General features: G+C 34.6%; 20 protein-coding genes and 1 other RNA gene. 18 read left to right on the top strand and 3 right to left on the bottom strand.

The window, feature by feature from the left end:
- Window positions 1–15 precede the first annotated feature (15 nt).
- The 5 genes from HMPREF2818_RS00540 to HMPREF2818_RS00520 all read left to right on the top strand — a co-directional run bounded on the left by HMPREF2818_RS00540 (window position 16) and on the right by HMPREF2818_RS00520 (window position 4,123).
- On the top strand, window positions 16–456 hold the full coding sequence (locus HMPREF2818_RS00540; RefSeq protein ID WP_000262488.1) for a CoA-binding protein: 441 nt from the start codon (window positions 16–18) through the stop codon (window positions 454–456).
- Window positions 457–537: 81 nt separating this feature from the next.
- A complete protein-coding gene (perR, locus tag HMPREF2818_RS00535; RefSeq protein ID WP_000377090.1) occupies window positions 538–1,017 on the top strand; it encodes a peroxide-responsive transcriptional repressor PerR in 480 nt (159 codons plus the stop codon).
- 152 nt (window positions 1,018–1,169) lie between these two features.
- Complete coding sequence (locus tag HMPREF2818_RS00530; RefSeq protein ID WP_001878230.1) at window positions 1,170–2,285, top strand: SSURE domain-containing protein; 1,116 nt, start codon at window positions 1,170–1,172, stop codon at window positions 2,283–2,285.
- A gap of 112 nt (window positions 2,286–2,397) precedes the next feature.
- Window positions 2,398–3,084, top strand: coding sequence for a response regulator transcription factor (locus HMPREF2818_RS00525; RefSeq protein ID WP_000192298.1), 687 nt, complete (start codon window positions 2,398–2,400; stop codon window positions 3,082–3,084).
- A gap of 1 nt (window position 3,085) precedes the next feature.
- Window positions 3,086–4,123 (top strand): HAMP domain-containing sensor histidine kinase, encoded by a 1,038-nt coding sequence (locus HMPREF2818_RS00520; RefSeq protein ID WP_000770243.1) that lies wholly within the window; start codon window positions 3,086–3,088, stop codon window positions 4,121–4,123.
- A gap of 13 nt (window positions 4,124–4,136) precedes the next feature.
- Here HMPREF2818_RS00520 and HMPREF2818_RS00515 read toward each other — a convergent pair whose 3' ends face one another.
- Window positions 4,137–4,877: a DUF975 family protein gene (locus HMPREF2818_RS00515; protein WP_000185053.1), complete on the bottom strand. Its 741-nt coding sequence runs from the start codon at window positions 4,875–4,877 to the stop codon at window positions 4,137–4,139.
- A 186-nt stretch (window positions 4,878–5,063) separates the two neighbouring features.
- Between HMPREF2818_RS00515 and tgt the strand changes: the two genes are divergently transcribed.
- The 10 genes from tgt (at window position 5,064) to HMPREF2818_RS00465 (ending at window position 12,903) form a co-directional block, all read left to right on the top strand.
- On the top strand, window positions 5,064–6,206 hold the full coding sequence (tgt, locus tag HMPREF2818_RS00510; RefSeq protein WP_000129511.1) for a tRNA guanosine(34) transglycosylase Tgt: 1,143 nt from the start codon (window positions 5,064–5,066) through the stop codon (window positions 6,204–6,206).
- Window positions 6,207–6,311: 105 nt separating this feature from the next.
- A complete protein-coding gene (locus tag HMPREF2818_RS00505) occupies window positions 6,312–6,623 on the top strand; it encodes a CHY zinc finger protein (protein ID WP_000983189.1) in 312 nt (103 codons plus the stop codon).
- 6 nt (window positions 6,624–6,629) lie between these two features.
- Complete coding sequence (locus HMPREF2818_RS00500; protein ID WP_000469150.1) at window positions 6,630–7,169, top strand: biotin transporter BioY; 540 nt, start codon at window positions 6,630–6,632, stop codon at window positions 7,167–7,169.
- A gap of 138 nt (window positions 7,170–7,307) precedes the next feature.
- Window positions 7,308–8,084: an MBL fold metallo-hydrolase gene (locus HMPREF2818_RS00495; RefSeq protein WP_000779461.1), complete on the top strand. Its 777-nt coding sequence runs from the start codon at window positions 7,308–7,310 to the stop codon at window positions 8,082–8,084.
- Window positions 8,084–8,590, top strand: a complete 507-nt coding sequence (gene tadA / locus HMPREF2818_RS00490; RefSeq protein WP_001169006.1) for a tRNA adenosine(34) deaminase TadA — start codon at window positions 8,084–8,086, stop codon at window positions 8,588–8,590. The genes HMPREF2818_RS00495 and tadA overlap by 1 nt, the downstream gene beginning before the upstream one ends.
- A gap of 34 nt (window positions 8,591–8,624) precedes the next feature.
- Window positions 8,625–8,710, top strand: an RNA gene (gene ffs, locus HMPREF2818_RS00485) — signal recognition particle sRNA small type.
- A 151-nt stretch (window positions 8,711–8,861) separates the two neighbouring features.
- Entirely contained in the window at window positions 8,862–10,211 is a 1,350-nt protein-coding gene (locus HMPREF2818_RS00480; RefSeq protein WP_000148892.1) for a glucose-6-phosphate isomerase, read from the top strand.
- Between the two features lie 321 nt (window positions 10,212–10,532).
- Window positions 10,533–11,060 (top strand): 5-formyltetrahydrofolate cyclo-ligase, encoded by a 528-nt coding sequence (locus tag HMPREF2818_RS00475; protein ID WP_000412417.1) that lies wholly within the window; start codon window positions 10,533–10,535, stop codon window positions 11,058–11,060.
- Complete coding sequence (locus tag HMPREF2818_RS00470) at window positions 11,051–11,728, top strand: rhomboid family intramembrane serine protease (RefSeq protein WP_000061937.1); 678 nt, start codon at window positions 11,051–11,053, stop codon at window positions 11,726–11,728. The genes HMPREF2818_RS00475 and HMPREF2818_RS00470 overlap by 10 nt, the downstream gene beginning before the upstream one ends.
- A 131-nt stretch (window positions 11,729–11,859) precedes the next feature.
- Complete coding sequence (locus HMPREF2818_RS00465) at window positions 11,860–12,903, top strand: BMP family lipoprotein (protein ID WP_001080262.1); 1,044 nt, start codon at window positions 11,860–11,862, stop codon at window positions 12,901–12,903.
- A 90-nt stretch (window positions 12,904–12,993) separates the two neighbouring features.
- Here the strand turns inward: HMPREF2818_RS00465 and galU are convergent, their stop codons facing one another.
- Window positions 12,994–13,893 carry a UTP--glucose-1-phosphate uridylyltransferase GalU gene (galU, locus tag HMPREF2818_RS00460; protein ID WP_000868271.1) on the bottom strand — a complete coding sequence of 300 codons (900 nt, stop codon included), beginning with the start codon at window positions 13,891–13,893 and terminating at the stop codon, window positions 12,994–12,996.
- Between the two features lie 36 nt (window positions 13,894–13,929).
- On the bottom strand, window positions 13,930–14,946 hold the full coding sequence (locus HMPREF2818_RS00455) for an NAD(P)H-dependent glycerol-3-phosphate dehydrogenase (protein WP_000166109.1): 1,017 nt from the start codon (window positions 14,944–14,946) through the stop codon (window positions 13,930–13,932).
- 169 nt (window positions 14,947–15,115) lie between these two features.
- Here HMPREF2818_RS00455 and rnpA point away from each other — a divergent pair, with 169 nt between their 5' ends.
- Genes rnpA through jag form a run of 3 tightly spaced genes read left to right on the top strand, consistent with a single transcriptional unit; the run spans window position 15,116 to window position 17,102 of the window.
- The gene (rnpA, locus tag HMPREF2818_RS00450; RefSeq protein WP_000754611.1) at window positions 15,116–15,445 is read left to right on the top strand and encodes a ribonuclease P protein component; all 330 of its coding nucleotides are present in this window, start codon (window positions 15,116–15,118) and stop codon (window positions 15,443–15,445) included.
- A 12-nt stretch (window positions 15,446–15,457) separates the two neighbouring features.
- Window positions 15,458–16,273, top strand: coding sequence for a membrane protein insertase YidC (locus tag HMPREF2818_RS00445; protein WP_000727922.1), 816 nt, complete (start codon window positions 15,458–15,460; stop codon window positions 16,271–16,273).
- Window positions 16,274–16,280: 7 nt separating this feature from the next.
- Entirely contained in the window at window positions 16,281–17,102 is an 822-nt protein-coding gene (gene jag, locus HMPREF2818_RS00440) for an RNA-binding cell elongation regulator Jag/EloR (protein WP_000242581.1), read from the top strand.
- The last annotated feature ends 201 nt before the right edge of the window (window positions 17,103–17,303 follow it).

Genomic DNA, 17,303 nt, shown 5'->3' with positions numbered 1-17,303 from the left:
AAAGGAGTCATTAATATGGTTTATCATTTTCAAAATCCAAGTGATTTTATGTTAAAAAATTATTTAACAAAAGCAAAGACCATCGCAGTTGTAGGATTGTCAGACCGTCAAGAAACTGCAGCTTATCAAGTATCAAAAATAATGCAAGAAGCAGGTTATCAAATTATTCCAGTTAATCCTAAAAATGCAGGACAGAAAATACTTGGGCAAATGACATATGCCTCACTTAAGGATGTCACTGAACATATTGATATTGTTAATATTTTTCGACGTAGCGAGTATTTACCTGATATTGCAAGAGAATTTTTAGAAGTAGACGCTGATATTTTCTGGGCTCAGCTTGGACTTGAAAGTCAAGAAGCAGAGACAATTCTAAAGCAAGCAGGACACAAACAGATTGTCATGAATAAATGTCTGAAAGTTGAATACCAAAAATTACACTCAGAAACTAACTAATTACCGTGTTTAATAGGCAAATAATATAAATTATGCTATAATAACCATGCTAAATTAAAGTTCGTGCTGGAAAGGAGTCCTATGGACAGTCATTCACATGGTCATAGACCTCTCGATGCTTATGAAAACGTCCTAGAGCATCTCCGTGAAAAACGTATTCGAATTACTGAGACTCGAAAAGCTATTATTTCCTATATGGTTAATAGTCGTGAGCATCCGAGTGCAGAAAAGATTTACAATGATTTATTACCAGAATATCCTAACATGAGCTTGGCAACAGTTTACAATAACCTTAAGGTCCTTGTGGATGAGGGGTTTGTGACAGAGCTAAAACTTTGCAATTATAGTACAACTTATTATGATTTTATGGGGCATCAGCACCTAAACATTGCCTGTGAAGATTGTGGGAAAATCGTTGATTTTGTCGATGTTGACTTATTGGATATTTCTAGAGAAGCACACCAACAAACAGGTTTTGAAGTGACTAGAGTTCAGTTAGTAGCTTATGGTATCTGTCCGGAGTGTCAGAGGAAGCGTAAGGATAAATATAAAAAAGATTGAAACGTAATTGTTCAATCTTTTTTTGTTTCTAGACTAAGAGAAAAAGTTTAAGTTTTACTAAGTAATAATTAAGAAATAATTTATAATTGCTTAAAAAATGATTTATTTTTTGTTGGTATACTCTCATTAACAAAAAGAAAGAGGAATCCCTTATGAAAATATCACAATACAATAAATGGTCAATTCGCCGATTGAAAGTTGGAGCTGCATCTGTAATGATTGCTAGTGGAAGCATTGTTGCTTTAGGGCAATCTCATATTGTTTCAGCAGATGAGATGTCCCAACCTAAAACAACCATTACAGCCCCAACAGCTAACACTTCTACAAATGTAGAAAGTAGTACTGATAAGGCATTATCAAAAGTTACTACGATGGAGACAAGTTCAGAAATGCCTAAAATGCAAAATATGGCAAAAGTTGAAAAAACGAGTGACAAACCTATGATGGTGGCTACCTCTGTTAGAAAAATGATGGCAACGCCGACACCTGTAGCGATGACCAAAACGACTAGTGTAGATGAGGTAAAGAAATCAACTGATACTGCTTTTAAACAGACAGTAGACGTTCCGGCTCATTATGTTAATGCAGCAAAAGGGAATGGCCCATTTCTAGCAGGTGTAAATCAAACGATTCCATATGAAGCGTTTGGTGGAGACGGCATGTTAACGCGTTTAATCCTTAAAGCTTCAGAGGGAGCAAAATGGTCAGACAATGGTGTTGATAAAAATAGTCCATTATTACCGTTAAAAGATTTAACTAAGGGTAAATACTTCTACCAAGTCTCTCTTAATGGCAATACAGCCGGTAAAAAAGGCCAAGCTCTCTTAGATCAAATTAAGGCAAATGGAAGCCATACTTATCAAGCAACTATCACTATTTATGGTACGAAAGATGGCAAAGTTGATATGAATACTATTTTAGGACAAAAGACAGTGATGATTCATATTAATGTCGCTAAAAAAGATATGAATAGCACATCAATGATGATGAAAAAAGATAAGATGACAATGCCTATGAAGAAAGAAATGACTTCATCTAAAATAAATACCGGTATGATGATGTCTAACAACAAGATGTCAGCTAATATGCAAATGTCATCACAAGCCAAATCAAATGATAAAGCTGGTAAAAAAATGTCTATGATGTCTAAAAATTTACCTAATACAGGTGAAACAAAGCAACAAAATGTAGGTGTGCTAGGTATGCTTAGTCTAGCCTTTGCGACAGGTCTAACTGCGCTAGGCCTTAAAAAATCTAAACAAAGATAGGGATAGTATTTAATTCAGAACACCAAATTTGTTTAAAATTATTGAGGGTTATCGTGGTAAAATAGTGTTATACTAGAGGTATAGCACTATTTTGACTCATTAGGAGAGTAGAATGACACAAAAATTATTATTAGTTGACGATGAATTTGAAATTATTGATATTAATAGACGTTATCTAGAGCAAGCAGGATATGAAGTGTCAGTAGCTGCGGATGGCATAGAAGCACTCAAAGAGGTAGATGAGAATCGTTTTGACCTAATTATTAGTGATATTATGATGCCTAAAATGGATGGCTATGATTTTATTAGTGAAGTTCTAGTTCGAGAACCCAACCAACCTTTTCTCTTTATAACCGCTAAAGTATCTGAACCAGATAAAATTTACTCTTTGAGTATGGGTGCAGATGACTTTATTTCCAAGCCTTTCAGTCCTAGGGAATTAGTTTTACGTGTTAAAAATATTCTAAGACGTATCTATGGGAATCATCAACAATCTGAAGTATTGACGATTGGTGATTTGGTTATCGACCAAAAACAACGTTTGGTAATGGTAGACTGCAATACAATTTCCTTAACCAATAAATCATTTGACTTGCTTTGGATATTAGCAAATCATTTGAATCGTGTTTTTTCAAAAACAGAGCTTTATGAACGTGTCTGGGGCGAAGAATTTTTAGATGACACTAATACTTTGAATGTTCATATCCATGCCTTACGCAATGACCTTGCTAAATTTAGTACAGACAATACCCCAACTATCAAAACAGTTTGGGGATTAGGGTATAAATTAGAGGAATAAAATGAAATTAAAATATTATATTGTTATTGGTTACCTTATTTCTATGTTAATAACTGTAGCAGGTGTTTTCTTTGGGCTTAATCATATGCTGATTGAGACTCGAGGTGTTTACTACATCCTTTCAGTTACAATTATTGCCTGTATCGTAGGTGGTATAGTTAATTTGTTCTTATTATCAAGTGTATTTACATCTTTGAAAAAGTTAAAACAAAAAATGAAGGATATTTCTCAAAGACGTTTTGATACAAAAGCACAAATTTGTTCACCACAAGAATTCAAGGATTTAGAGACAGCCTTTAACCAAATGTCTTCAGAGTTAGAGTCAACGTTTAAATCTCTAAACGAGAGTGAACGCGAAAAAACAATGATGATTGCACAACTTTCACATGATATCAAGACTCCAATTACCTCTATACAATCAACAGTAGAAGGTATTTTAGATGGTATTATATCTGAAGAAGAAGTTAACTATTATCTCAATACCATTTCTCGTCAAACAAACCGTCTTAACCATCTAGTTGAAGAATTAAGTTTTATTACATTAGAGACTATGTCAGACACGGCTGAACCTCATAAAGAAGAAACAATTTATCTGGATAAACTACTGATTGATATTTTATCTGAATTTCAATTGGTGTTTGAAAAAGAAAATCGGCAAGTAATGATTGATGTTGCGCCAGATGTTTCGAAATTATCTAGTCAATATGATAAATTATCACGAATTTTATTGAATTTGATTAGCAATGCAGTCAAATATTCTGATCCTGGAAGTCCCTTGACTATCAAGGCCTATTCAAATCGTCAAGATATCGTTATCGATATTATTGACCAAGGCTATGGGATAAAAGATGAAGATCTTGCTTCTATTTTTAATCGTTTTTATCGTGTAGAATCTTCACGAAATATGAAGACAGGAGGACATGGCCTAGGTCTTTATATTGCGCGACAACTTGCACATCAACTGAATGGTGATATTTTGGTCGAAAGTCAGTATCAAAAAGGCAGTAAGTTCTCTTTAGTACTTAAATTACAAAAATAGCTAGGAATTATTCCTAGCTATTTTTTGTAATGTTTCTATAAAAGATTAAGCGCGCAGTAGTTTGGTAAGGAAGGAGATAGATATAGACTAATCCGAAACTGAAGATTGTAAGGAAATGCCAACCAATAAAACTTAAGTCTAAAAGGAAGAGTCTAAGTTTATTACCATTCATTAGTTCTCGACTAGCAACTAGTACTTTAGATGGTCCCTCATAGTTTCCACTTTCTAATTGAGTGTAAAATACTAAAGTTGAGATACTATAGGAGTAATATTGTTGAACGAGTTTTATAACTGCCTTAGTAGTAATTAGGCTACTAACAACTATTAAAACAGGGGCAAGGATAAGGTTACCACTCAAAAGTAGCCTAAAACTTGAAATGATGATTAGTAGACCAAAAGTACTTAGTAGATAAAAGAAAGATAAAATTAGTCCTTTTAGAACAAGTACTGAGAGTAATTTCCAGAAAATATGGCTTGAAAATACATAAGTATTGTCCGAGAATCTAACGTTTAGTTTCTGATTTTTGACGACATCTAACATTACAAAACTGACTGAAATAATAAAAAGTGTGTAAAAGAAATAAACTGGAAGAGGTACAAAAAAATCAAGTAGTGTCATATTATTATATTGATAATAAAATGATATATATAACGTAATAATACTAAGAAGAATCGGGAGTAAAAAAAGTTGATTCTTACCTTGAAGATTGCTTAATATAGTTTTTGCCTCATTTTTAATTTCTGAATTCGTCATATCTCCTCCATACATAAAAGTACAATTCATTTCATTATAACACATTCCTTAAGATGAGCATGACAAGAGTACATTTTTTTGATAAAATCTTAATGGCTAAAAAAGAAATTAATACAAAGTATTACATTTAGATATTGATTAGCACTAAAGCCCATGACTGTTTTTCATGGAAGCAAGGAGAAAACGATGACTGATCATCCAATAAAATATCGATTAATTAAACAGGAAAAACACACAGGAGCCAGACTTGGTGAAATAATCACACCACATGGTACATTTCCGACACCAATGTTTATGCCTGTTGGGACACAAGCAACTGTTAAGACACAATCTCCTGAAGAACTAAAAGAAATGGGTTCAGGAATTATTCTATCAAATACCTACCATTTATGGTTACGTCCAGGTGATGAATTGATTGCTAAAGCTGGAGGTTTACATAAATTCATGAACTGGGATCAGGCTATTCTAACAGACAGTGGAGGCTTTCAGGTTTATTCTTTGGCTGATAGTCGAAACATCACTGAAGAAGGAGTAACCTTTAAAAACCATTTAAATGGTGCGAAAATGTTTTTATCACCAGAAAAAGCTATTTCAATTCAAAATAACCTTGGTTCTGATATTATGATGAGTTTTGATGAGTGTCCACAATTTTACCAGCCTTATGATTATGTAAAAAAATCAATTGAGCGAACAAGCCGTTGGGCAGAACGTGGATTAAATGCCCACCGCCGTCCTCATGATCAAGGACTATTTGGTATTGTTCAAGGGGCAGGGTTTGAGGATTTACGTCGTCAATCAGCACGAGATTTAGTATCGATGGATTTTCCAGGTTATTCAATTGGAGGGCTTGCGGTCGGAGAAACACATGATGAGATGAATGCAGTTCTTGATTTTACTGTTCCAATGCTTCCGAATGATAAGCCTCGTTATTTGATGGGAGTTGGTGCACCAGATAGTTTAATAGACGCCGTTATCCGAGGAGTAGATATGTTTGACTGCGTCTTACCTACTCGTATTGCTCGAAATGGGACATGTATGACAAGTCAAGGTCGTTTAGTTGTTAAGAATGCTAAATTTGCAGAAGATTTTACGCCTCTTGATCCAAATTGTGATTGCTATACTTGTAAAAATTATACACGCGCTTATATCCGTCACTTATTGAAAGCAGATGAAACTTTTGGTATTCGTTTGACTAGTTACCATAATCTTTATTTCCTTGTCAATCTTATGAAAGATGTCAGACAAGCTATTATGGATGATAATCTTCTAGAGTTCCGTCAAGATTTTATGGAGCGCTATGGTTATGGCACGAATAACCGTAATTTTTAAAAAAGTTCCTGGTAAAACAGGGCTTTTTTTGATCTGTTTGTTAACCTCGTTTTAAAAAAAGTTGACAATGGAAAAACTTTTGTATAATATGTTATAGGAGGAATCATGATGCAAGAGTACTTTGGTATTGGTCTTGATAGTAGCAGCCGCTGTTACCACTATCATACTAAATTGGATATTGTCGCTTTAAAATGTGCTGTTTGTCAAAAATATTATGCTTGTTATAAATGTCATGATGCACTCGAGGAGCATTGTTTTGCAGCAACAAAATCTGATGAAATGTTTCCTGTCTTATGCGGTTCTTGTCGTCAGATGTTGACATTAAAAGAGTATAAAACTGGTTTTTGTCCTTATTGTCGTATGCTTTTTAATCCAAATTGTCAACGCCATGATTCTATTTATTTTTCGAAGGAGTAATTTTTAATGTTTCACACAAAAAGCCTAATCCAGATGGCTATGATGGCTACTTTATTGGTGGTACTTGGTTTCATTCCTGCTCTACCACTTGGTTTCATTCCGGTCCCTATCGTCTTACAAAACCTAGGGGTTATGATGGCTGGTGTTATTTTGGGCGGAAGAAAAGGGAGTTTATCTATTTTGCTCTTCTTTCTTGTCGGTTTAGTTATTCCTGTATTCTCAGGTTTACGTTCGACTATACCTGTATTGACAGGACCAACAGCTGGTTATGTTATTGCTTGGTTGTTTGTTCCTTTGCTTATCTCATATGGTGTAAAATTAGTAAATAAAAAGAATTTTATAGCTATTTTCCTTATTGTATGGCTAGCAGGGGTCCTTTTTGTAGATGTAGCAGGAGCAGTTTGGCTGGCATCTTATACGAACATCCCATTAGATAAATCACTTCTTCAAAACTTAGTATTTCTCCCAGGAGATACAATAAAAGCCATTATAGCTGCTGTTGTTGCTGTTAAATATAAAGATAGTTTTTTCTTGACTGAAAAATAATCAAGATTGCTATATTTTAGATGGACTAGTAGATCTAAAAATTTAGATTTACTAGTCTTTTTTGTGCATAAAATCTAAAACAGTTATTCTTAACAAAATTTGGTATAATAGCATTAAATCAGTAAGGAGGGGATTATCATGAAATTAACAACGTTAGGTTGTTGGGGTGGTTATCCTTATAAAGATGGAGGAACCACAAGTTTTCTATTAACTGGAGAAAATAATTTTCACTTATTAATAGATGCGGGAAGTCGTTCAATCAATGAGTTAGAAAAAGAAATAAGCCCGTTGGATTTGGATGCAGTTATCATCAGTCATTATCATCCAGATCATGTAGCAGATTTGGGTGTGTTGTATCATTATCGTTTGCTATACCCTAAAGATAAATGGGAACCCAAAGTATTGCCAGTTTATGGACATAATGAGGATGATTATGAGTTTTCTAAATTGACATTACCTAACGTTGCTCAAGGAATTGCTTATCATACCAATGGAGTTGAGCAAGTTGGTCCCTTCAATATTACGTTTATCAAAACAGTCCACCCAGTCGTCTGCTATGCCATGAGGATTACAGAAAGAGAAACTGGTCAAGTATTAGTCTTTACAGGAGATTCTGGGTATTTTGCTGACCTTGTACCTTTTACAAAAGGCGCAGATTTATTTTTAGCAGACGTTTATCTTTACGAGGGAAATGAAAATCATATTGCACATTTGACTAGTAAAGAAGCAGGTGAGATTGCTTATAACGCTAAAGTTAAGAAATTAGTTTTAACACATGTTCCGCAGTTTCCGGGAGAAGGAATAAACCCCGAAAATCATTTGGAAGAACTTCGACTACAGTCTGAAAAGTATGCAGGTGGCATCTCTGTTGATTTAGCTCAGCCACATAAATCTTGGGACTTAGGAAAACTATAATGCAGAAATTTACCCAAGAAGAAAAAGAATGGTTTATGACAGAAGCTCTAAAGGAGGCAAAATCCTCCTTAGAGAAAGAAGAAATTCCTATAGGTTGTGTCATTGTAAAAGATGGTCATATTATTGGAAGAGGACATAATGCTCGTGAAGAGTTTAATAAAGCTATTTTACATGCTGAAATCATGGCTATTAACAATGCAAATGAGAAGGTAGGGAATTGGCGCTTATTAGATACTACTTTATTTGTTACTGTAGAACCTTGTGTAATGTGTAGTGGAGCTATTGGCTTAGCTAGAATTCCCCACGTTATATATGGCGCTAAGAATACGAAATTTGGAGCAGCGGGAAGTCTCTATGATATTTTAAGTGATAGCCGACTTAATCATAGAGTTGAAGTTGAAACCGGCATTTTAGAAGATCAATGCGCTAAAATAATGCAGGATTTCTTTCGAAAAGGACGACAACGCAAGAAAGAAGCTAAACTAAGTGAAAAAACTAAGATTTGATAGCTTGCAATAAAATATTAGTTTTGTTATAATATCTTTGGAGCAACATTTACTCGTGAAGTGGGTCAGGGGAGGAATCCAGCAGCCCTAAGCGATGCTAAATGTGTGCTCTTTTTATTTTCAAAAGTCAAAGTGTTTTTGGAAATAATTATGAAAGTTTCATAAAAATTGGTAGCGTTTCAAAAAATATGAAAATACAGTTAAAAAACCTTGAAAAAAAACTCACAAAAGAGTAAGATGATAGTGAAACATAATTGTTAGGAGAAATAAAATGACACATATTACATTTGACTATTCAAAAGTCTTGGGTCAATTTGTAGGCGAACACGAGTTAGACTACCTACAACCACAAGTAAGTGCAGCAGATGCTTTCCTTCGTCAAGGGACTGGTCCTGGATCAGATTTTCTCGGATGGATGGACCTCCCAGAAAACTATGACAAAGAAGAATTTTCTCGCATTCAAAAAGCCGCTGAAAAGATTAAATCAGATAGCGAAGTACTCGTGGTTATTGGTATTGGTGGTTCGTACCTTGGTGCAAAAGCAGCAATTGACTTTTTGAATAATCATTTTGCTAATTTGCAAACCGCAGAAGAACGTAAAGCGCCTCAGATTCTTTATGCTGGAAATTCTATTTCATCTACTTACCTTGCCGATTTAGTTGAATACGTCCAAGATAAAGAATTCTCAGTAAATGTCATTTCAAAATCAGGTACAACAACTGAACCAGCGATTGCTTTCCGTGTATTTAAAGAACTTCTAGTTAAAAAGTACGGTCAAGAAGAAGCTAATAAACGTATCTACGCTACAACTGATAAAGTTAAAGGTGCCGTAAAAGTTGAAGCAGATGCTAACAATTGGGAAACATTTGTAGTTCCTGATAATGTTGGTGGTCGTTTCTCAGTACTGACAGCTGTAGGTCTTCTTCCAATTGCTGCTTCAGGAGCAGATATTACTGCTCTTATGGAAGGCGCAAATGCTGCTCGTAAAGATTTATCTTCAGATAAAATCTCTGAAAACATTGCTTATCAGTACGCTGCAGTTCGTAATGTTCTTTATCGCAAAGGTTATATCACAGAGATTTTAGCTAACTACGAACCATCATTACAATACTTTGGTGAATGGTGGAAACAATTAGCAGGTGAATCAGAAGGTAAAGATCAAAAAGGTATCTATCCTACATCAGCAAACTTCTCAACTGATCTTCACTCACTTGGTCAATTTATTCAAGAAGGTTACCGTAACCTCTTTGAGACAGTTGTTCGCGTTGAGAAACCTCGTAAAAATGTGACTATTCCTGAATTAACCGAAGATTTAGATGGTCTTGGTTATCTTCAAGGAAAAGATGTAGATTTTGTTAATAAAAAAGCAACAGATGGTGTGCTTCTTGCTCATACAGATGGTGGGGTTCCAAATATGTTTGTAACGCTTCCTACACAAGACGCTTACACTCTTGGTTACACTATTTACTTCTTTGAGTTAGCAATTGGCCTTTCAGGTTATCTTAACTCAGTAAATCCATTTGATCAACCGGGGGTAGAAGCATATAAACGTAATATGTTTGCTCTTCTAGGTAAACCTGGATTCGAAGAGCTTAGCGCTGAATTGAATGCACGTCTTTAAAAATATCTAACTAAAAAGTTCCTCAAAGAGAGGAACTTTTTAGTTTTGTTGTAGGATAACTAAAAACCCACTAGCACTGGTAGCGATAGTGGGTTGGAAAAAGGGTTGAGAAAAGTTATTAACTTTTCTCAGGAGATTTATGAAAAAGGAAAATAATTTAGGATAATATTTTCCTAACGGCTAGGATAAACCGCTTATTTTAGGATGATGCTAGTATACAGTAGAAACCTTAAATAAACCTTAAAAATTCATACTTTATCATTTTATTTTCCCCTATACTATTTTTGTATAAATGGTCAATATTAATGGTATCATAGATATATGGAAAAGAAATTATTAAGAAAAGAAGTTTTGATAACCTTAAAATCTCAACCTCAAGCTTACAAATCAGAAGTTGACTCTAAACTTTTAGAGGCTTTTATAAAAACTAAAGCTTATCAAAATAGTTGTGTAATTGCTACTTACCTATCTTTTGACTACGAATACAATACACAACTTCTTATTAAACAAGCTTTATGTGATGGCAAACGTGTCCTTGTTCCCAAAACTTATCCAAAAGGTAAAATGATTTTTGTGGACTATCAAAAAGATAACTTGAGGGCAACACTGTTTGGCTTATTAGAACCTGTTAATGATAGAGCTGTTGAAAAAGCTAGTATAGACTTAATTCATGTGCCCGGACTTATCTTTAACAATAAAGGTTTTCGTATAGGTTATGGTGCAGGTTATTTTGATCGCTATTTGAGTGATTTTGAAGGTGATACTATTAGTACTATTTATAGGTGTCAGAGACAGGATTTTGTAGAAGAGAAGCATGATGTAGCGGTTAAGGAGGTATTATGTCTATGAAGAAGTTCGCTAAAGAGTATCCGACGACAGTACTCTTGGTCGGTCTGACAACCCTTGTTTTTTTATTGATGCAACTAACTTATGGAAGTCAAGCAGAGTCTAGCCAAGTTATTTTTCAATTTGGTGGAATACAAGGTGATTATCTAAAAGCATATCCAACAAATCTATGGAGACTAATAAGTCCTATCTTTGTTCATATTGGTTGGGAACATTTTTTATTAAATGGTTTAGCTCTATATTTCGTAGGACAAATGGGGGAAAGTATTTGGGGAAGTTTGAGATTTCTAATTCTCTATATTTTATCTGGCTTAATGGGTAATATTTTTACGCTATTTTTTACTCCACACGTGGTGGCAGCAGGAGCCTCAACGTCTTTATTTGGTGTTTTTTCTGCTATAGCAATCGCAGGTTATTTTGGAAAAAATCCTTATTTAAAACAAGTTGGAAAATCATATCAAGTGATGATCTTGTTAAATTTATTTTTTAATATCTTCACACCCGGAGTGAGTTTAGCAGGCCATGTTGGTGGTTTAGTTGGTGGAGTATTGGTGGCTATTTTTTTGACAAAACAAAACGGTTCTTTATTATTTAAAACTTGGCAAAGTATTTTAGCTTTAATGATATTTATTATTGTATCGATCAGCTTAATAGGTCTATCGTTGGTATAATTCTACGGCTATAGTCTCTAAAACCAAACTTTCTCTGGGAAAAATAGAATAAAGTTTGCTAAATGATTTTTTTATGTTATGATAGAAATCTGTTTTTATGTGACTATAACTTATTAGGAGGTTCATTCTCGGTGAACAGAAAAATTATTGGCTTAACTCTACTATCTTTATCTGTACTAACATTAACAGCATGTGGTAATCGTTCAGATAAGTCTGCAAATAAATCAGATATCAAAGTTGCGATGGTAACTAATCAAGGTGGAGTAGACGATAAATCGTTTAATCAATCAGCTTGGGAAGGGCTACAAAAGTGGGGAAAAAAGAAGGGGTTGACAAAAGGTAATGGCTTTGATTATTTCCAGTCATCTAATGAATCAGATCATGCTAATAACCTTGATACGGCAGCCTCTAGTGGCTATAATTTAATTTTTGGTATTGGATTTGGTCTTCATGATACTATTGAAAAAGTATCAGAAAATAATAAAGATGTTAAATACGTTATTGTAGATGATATCATTAAAGGTAAAGAAAATGTAGCTAGTGTTACTTTTGCAGACAATGAAGCTGCTTACTTAGCTGGAATTGCTGCAGCTAAGACAACTAAGACAAAAACAGTTGGTTTTATCGGAGGGATGGAAGGCGTCGTTGTTAAGCGATTTGAAGCAGGATTTAAGGCTGGAGTAAAATCAATTGATCCGGCTATTAAAGTTGCGGTATCTTATGCAGGCTCATTTACAGATGCAGCTAAAGGTAAAACGATTGCTGCCACACAGTATGCAACAGGTGTTGATGTTATTTACCAGGCTGCTGGTGGTACAGGAGCAGGAATTTTTAGTGAGGCTAAAACTGAAAATGAGACCCGCAAGGAATCTAACAAAGTCTGGGTAATTGGTGTTGACAGAGATCAAAGTCAAGAAGGCAATTATGTTTCAAAAGATGGTAAGAAAGCAAACTTTGTTCTGGCATCTACTATAAAAGAGGTGGGGAAATCTCTCCAATCTGTAGCAGAATTAACAGAGAAAAAACAATATCCAGGAGGGAAAGTAACAGTTTTTGGTCTAAAGGATAGTGGTGTAGATATTAAAGAGCATCAATTGTCTAGTGAGGGATCTGTTGCTGTCAAAAAAGCTAAAGAGGATATTGTTTCAGGGAAAATACAAGTTCCTATGAAATGATAGAAGTGTGGAGGAACAATAAGTTCTTCGTCAAGTACAATAAAAAAGTTTCCTATTTAGGAAACTTTTTTATTGTACTTGACTCATATTTTACTTCTTAGATGTTTTTTCTAGAGATTTTCCTAAATCAATGATATATTTCTTCAAGTCATCTTTAACTTGTGGGTGTTGAAGAGCATAATCAATAGATGTTTTCATAAAACCAAACTTGTCACCAACGTCATAACGGTCCCCTGTAAATTTTCTAGCAAAAACACGTTGCGTTTTATTTAAAGTATCGATAGCATCGGTTAGTTGAATCTCATTTCCTGCACCAGGTTTTTGAGTTTCTAAAATATTAAAAATTTCTGGAGTTAACAAGTAGCGACCAATGATTGCCAAATTACTTGGAGCCTCTTCGGGAGAAGGTTTTTCAACGAAAGTGTTAACGCTATATAGACCATTAACTCCTTCTCCTTGTGGAGCGATAACACCATAAGCAGAAACATCTTCATGTGGAACTTCCATAACAGCAATTGTTGATGCATGAGTAGCTTCAAAGTCATTAATTAATTGTTTGGTGAGAGGAATAACTTTATTATTGGTAATATCCATTAGATCATCACCTAGCATAACAACAAAAGGTTCATTACCAACGAAGGCTTTTGCTTGTAGCACAGCATCTCCAAGCCCACGAGGATGACTTTGTCGAATAAAATGGAGTCGAATGCCAGTTGTTTCATCAACAAGTTTGAGAAGTTCGTTTTTCCCTTTCTCTTTTAGGTTATATTCTAATTCAAAATTTGAATCAAAGTGGTCTTCTATAGAACGTTTTGATTTACCAGTTACAACTAAAATATCTTCAATTCCAGATTTTAGTGCTTCTTCAACAATAAATTGAATAGTTGGTTTATCAACGATTGGAAGCATTTCTTTAGCTAAAGCTTTAGTAGCAGGTAAAAAACGTGTTCCTAAACCAGCGGCAGGGATAACTGCTTTTCTGACTTTCATATATAGCTCCTTTAAATAGTATTAATATAAACGATATTAGTGCCATTCATTCTCTGAACGAAATTCATTGGACATCATATCTAAAATGCTATCTTTGATATTAGCCCCTTCATATATTGATTTATAAATAGCTTCTGTAATGGGCATGTAAACATTTAAGTTTTGGGCGATTTCGTAAGCAACCTTAGTTGTTGAGATACCTTCAATAACCATCCCCATATTTTTTTCAATATCTTCAAGTTTCTCACCACGTCCTAAAGCATCTCCCGCTCTCCAGTTGCGAGAATGAACAGATGTACCAGTCACAATTAAATCTCCAACTCCGGATAAACCACTGAAAGTGAGAGGGTCGGCTCCTAATTGTACACCAAGGCGTGTTATCTCAGCTAAACCACGCGTAATAATAGCTGCTTTAGCATTATCACCATAACCAAGACCGTGTAGTGCTCCAGCACCAACAGCAATAATATTTTTTAGAGCACCAGCTGTTTCCACTCCTACGACATCAGTGTTAGTATAAAGTCTAAAATAGTGATTACTAAACAATTTTTGGACATACTTAGCTGCTTCAATATCTTTTGAAGCAGCAGTAATCAAAGTAATATCACGAACGATGGCTTCTTCAGCGTGACTGGGACCTGAAACAACAACGATATCACTACGATATTGTTCAGAGATTTCTTCTTCTAAAATTGTAGAAAGTCGTTCATGAGTGCCAGGTTCTAGTCCCTTAGAAGCATGCATAATAACAACTTTATGCTTTAAAAGATTAGCCACTTGTTTAGCAACAAGTCTTGTAACTTTAGTTGGGACGACGAATAGAATGCTGTCAACATTATTAATCGCTTCCTCAAGATTAGTGTAGGCTTTTATTTTGGAATCTAAGGTAATATCTTTGAAGTAACGTTGATTAGTATGGCTAGTATTAATCTCTTCTATTTGTTCAACCACGTTCCCCCATAAGCGTACCTCATGTCCATTGTCATTTAATACTTGTGCAAGAGCAGTCCCCCATGAACCAGGTCCAAGAACGGCAATTTTTTGTTTTGTCATCTTATTCCTTCTTTCTAATAATAAGGCATATAGCGCTAACATTATATCATACTCTAATACACTTTGTCTTGTTTAGTCTGTTGTCGATGATAGTAACATTAGAAAAGAATTGAGTCTTTTAGGTTATTTATGGTATAATAAAACCAATTTAGATAAATGGAGCACTATTTTGAAAAAAACCTATCGGGTAAAAAGTGATAAGGATTTTCAAATGATTTTCAGCAGAGGTAAAAATGTTGCTAATCGAAAATTTGTTATCTACTATTTAGAAAAAGAACAAAAACACTTTCGTGTGGGAATCTCTGTTAGTAAGAAATTAGGAAATGCTGTTGTTCGTAACGCTATTAAAAGAAAAATTAGGCATGTTTTACTCTCTCAGAAAACAGCGCTGCAAGATTATGATTTTGTCGTGATTGCGCGTAAAGGTGTAGAGGAATTAGACTATCAAGCATTAGAAAAAAATCTTATACACGTTTTAAAAATAGCAGGACTCATCTAGAAAGGTATAAAATTGAAGAAAAAACTTAAAACATTTAGCTTAATATTGCTGACAGGTTCTTTATTGGTTGCTTGCGGACGAGGAGAAGTATCTAGTCATTCAGCCACATTATGGGAGCAAATAGTTTATGCATTTGCTAAATCAATACAATGGCTCTCCTTTAACCATTCAATTGGTTTGGGAATAATCTTATTCACCCTAATAATCAGAGCGATTATGATGCCGCTTTATAATATGCAAATGAAATCCAGCCAAAAGATGCAGGAAATTCAGCCAAGGCTCAAGGAATTACAAAAAAAATATCCAGGGAAAGATCCTGATAGCCGTTTAAAGCTAAATGATGAAATGCAATCTATGTATAAAGCTGAGGGAGTTAACCCATATGCAAGTGTATTACCTCTTCTAATTCAGTTACCTGTCCTATGGGCTCTTTTCCAAGCTTTGACTAGGGTTTCTTTCTTAAAAGTAGGAACATTTTTGAGCCTAGAATTATCACAGCCGGACCCATATTATATTTTACCTGTACTGGCGGCCTTATTTACCTTTTTATCAACTTGGTTAACTAACAAAGCAGCTGTTGAAAAAAATATTGCTTTAACTCTTATGACTTATGTTATGCCGTTTATCATATTGGTAACAAGTTTTAACTTTGCTAGTGGTGTTGTTTTATACTGGACGGTGTCTAATGCTTTTCAAGTATTTCAAATTCTATTATTGAACAACCCATACAAGATTATAAAGGTTCGAGAAGAAGCAGTAAGAGTGGCACACGAAAAAGAACAAAGAGTTAAACGTGCTAAGAGAAAAGCAAGTAAGAAAAGAAAGTAGGAAAAACATGGTATTATTTACAGGAGCGACTGTAGAAGAAGCTATTGAAAAAGGACTACAAGAGTTAAACATTTCACGATTGAGGGCACATATAAAAGTTGTATCACGTGAGAAAAAAGGTTTTTTGGGCTTTGGTAAAAAGCCAGCAAAAGTTGAAATAGAAGGTATCACCGACGAAGTAACTGATATTAATGAATCGGTAGTGTTAAAAAATATTAAGAATGTACCGTCTAGCGTAGATGTGGTGGAAGAATATATAGAGGAGGTTGATGAAACGCTTGAAAAAGAAGACGTATCACAACCAGAACTTCCAAAAATTGATGATAAAAACGTTGTAACTACAAGTGAAGCTATTGAAAAAATTGACCTACTTCCTAATATTGAAGTAGCAGCTGCTCAGGTGACTAAATACGTTGAAAATATCATCTATGAGATGGATTTAGATGCAACAATAGAAACTACGACAAGTAAGCGACAAATAAGTCTCCAAATAGAAACGCCAGAAGCTGGGCGCATCATTGGTTATCATGGGAAAGTATTAAAATCGTTGCAGTTGTTAGCACAAAATTATCTTCATGACCGCTTTTCTAAGAGTTTTTCAGTATCCATTAATGTCCATGACTACGTTGAGCATCGTACAGAAACTTTAATTGATTTTTCTAAAAAAATAGCTAGACGTGTTTTAGAGACAAATGAACCTTACCATATGGATCCTATGAGTAACAGTGAGCGAAAAACTGTTCATAAAACAATTGCAACTATAGAGGGTGTTGAAAGTTATTCTGAAGGTAACGATCCTAATAGATTTGTAGTAGTTACTAAGAAGTAAAAAGAGGTTTCACCTCTTTTTTTCTTGCGCCCGATCTACATTTTCAGAAAAATGTAGAAAAAGTATGAAAAAAGAGTTGACAAAGTAAGAGATGATGTAGTAAACTAAATAAGTTGTCTCGAGAGAGCAGTTTCTAGTAGCGCGTAGTTAACAACTTAAAAAAAGTGGTTGACAAAGCAGAATAAGTTTGCTAGAATATAG

Origin of the sequence: Streptococcus sp. HMSC076H09, assembly GCF_001811765.1 — a bacterium.
In the GTDB taxonomy this organism is placed as follows: Bacteria; Bacillota; Bacilli; order Lactobacillales; family Streptococcaceae; genus Streptococcus; species Streptococcus agalactiae.
This window is presented reverse-complemented; position numbering and strand designations above follow the sequence as displayed.

Bases quoted from the DNA above. Each gene is read 5' to 3' on its own strand.
- HMPREF2818_RS00540 (WP_000262488.1), top strand. From the start codon at position 16: ATGGTTTATCATTTTCAAAATCCAAGTGATTTTATGTTAAAAAATTAT.
- HMPREF2818_RS00480 (WP_000148892.1), top strand. From the start codon at position 8,862: ATGACACATATTACATTTGACTATTCAAAAGTCTTGGGTCAATTTGTA.
- tgt (WP_000129511.1), top strand. From the start codon at position 5,064: ATGACTGATCATCCAATAAAATATCGATTAATTAAACAGGAAAAACAC.
- HMPREF2818_RS00530 (WP_001878230.1), top strand. From the start codon at position 1,170: ATGAAAATATCACAATACAATAAATGGTCAATTCGCCGATTGAAAGTT.
- jag (WP_000242581.1), top strand. From the start codon at position 16,281: ATGGTATTATTTACAGGAGCGACTGTAGAAGAAGCTATTGAAAAAGGA.
- HMPREF2818_RS00520 (WP_000770243.1), top strand. From the start codon at position 3,086: ATGAAATTAAAATATTATATTGTTATTGGTTACCTTATTTCTATGTTA.
- tadA (WP_001169006.1), top strand. From the start codon at position 8,084: ATGCAGAAATTTACCCAAGAAGAAAAAGAATGGTTTATGACAGAAGCT.
- HMPREF2818_RS00470 (WP_000061937.1), top strand. From the start codon at position 11,051: ATGTCTATGAAGAAGTTCGCTAAAGAGTATCCGACGACAGTACTCTTG.
- HMPREF2818_RS00500 (WP_000469150.1), top strand. From the start codon at position 6,630: ATGTTTCACACAAAAAGCCTAATCCAGATGGCTATGATGGCTACTTTA.
- HMPREF2818_RS00475 (WP_000412417.1), top strand. From the start codon at position 10,533: ATGGAAAAGAAATTATTAAGAAAAGAAGTTTTGATAACCTTAAAATCT.
- HMPREF2818_RS00515 (WP_000185053.1), bottom strand. From the start codon at position 4,877: ATGACGAATTCAGAAATTAAAAATGAGGCAAAAACTATATTAAGCAAT.
- HMPREF2818_RS00525 (WP_000192298.1), top strand. From the start codon at position 2,398: ATGACACAAAAATTATTATTAGTTGACGATGAATTTGAAATTATTGAT.
- HMPREF2818_RS00455 (WP_000166109.1), bottom strand. From the start codon at position 14,946: ATGACAAAACAAAAAATTGCCGTTCTTGGACCTGGTTCATGGGGGACT.
- perR (WP_000377090.1), top strand. From the start codon at position 538: ATGGACAGTCATTCACATGGTCATAGACCTCTCGATGCTTATGAAAAC.
- galU (WP_000868271.1), bottom strand. From the start codon at position 13,893: ATGAAAGTCAGAAAAGCAGTTATCCCTGCCGCTGGTTTAGGAACACGT.
- HMPREF2818_RS00505 (WP_000983189.1), top strand. From the start codon at position 6,312: ATGATGCAAGAGTACTTTGGTATTGGTCTTGATAGTAGCAGCCGCTGT.
- HMPREF2818_RS00495 (WP_000779461.1), top strand. From the start codon at position 7,308: ATGAAATTAACAACGTTAGGTTGTTGGGGTGGTTATCCTTATAAAGAT.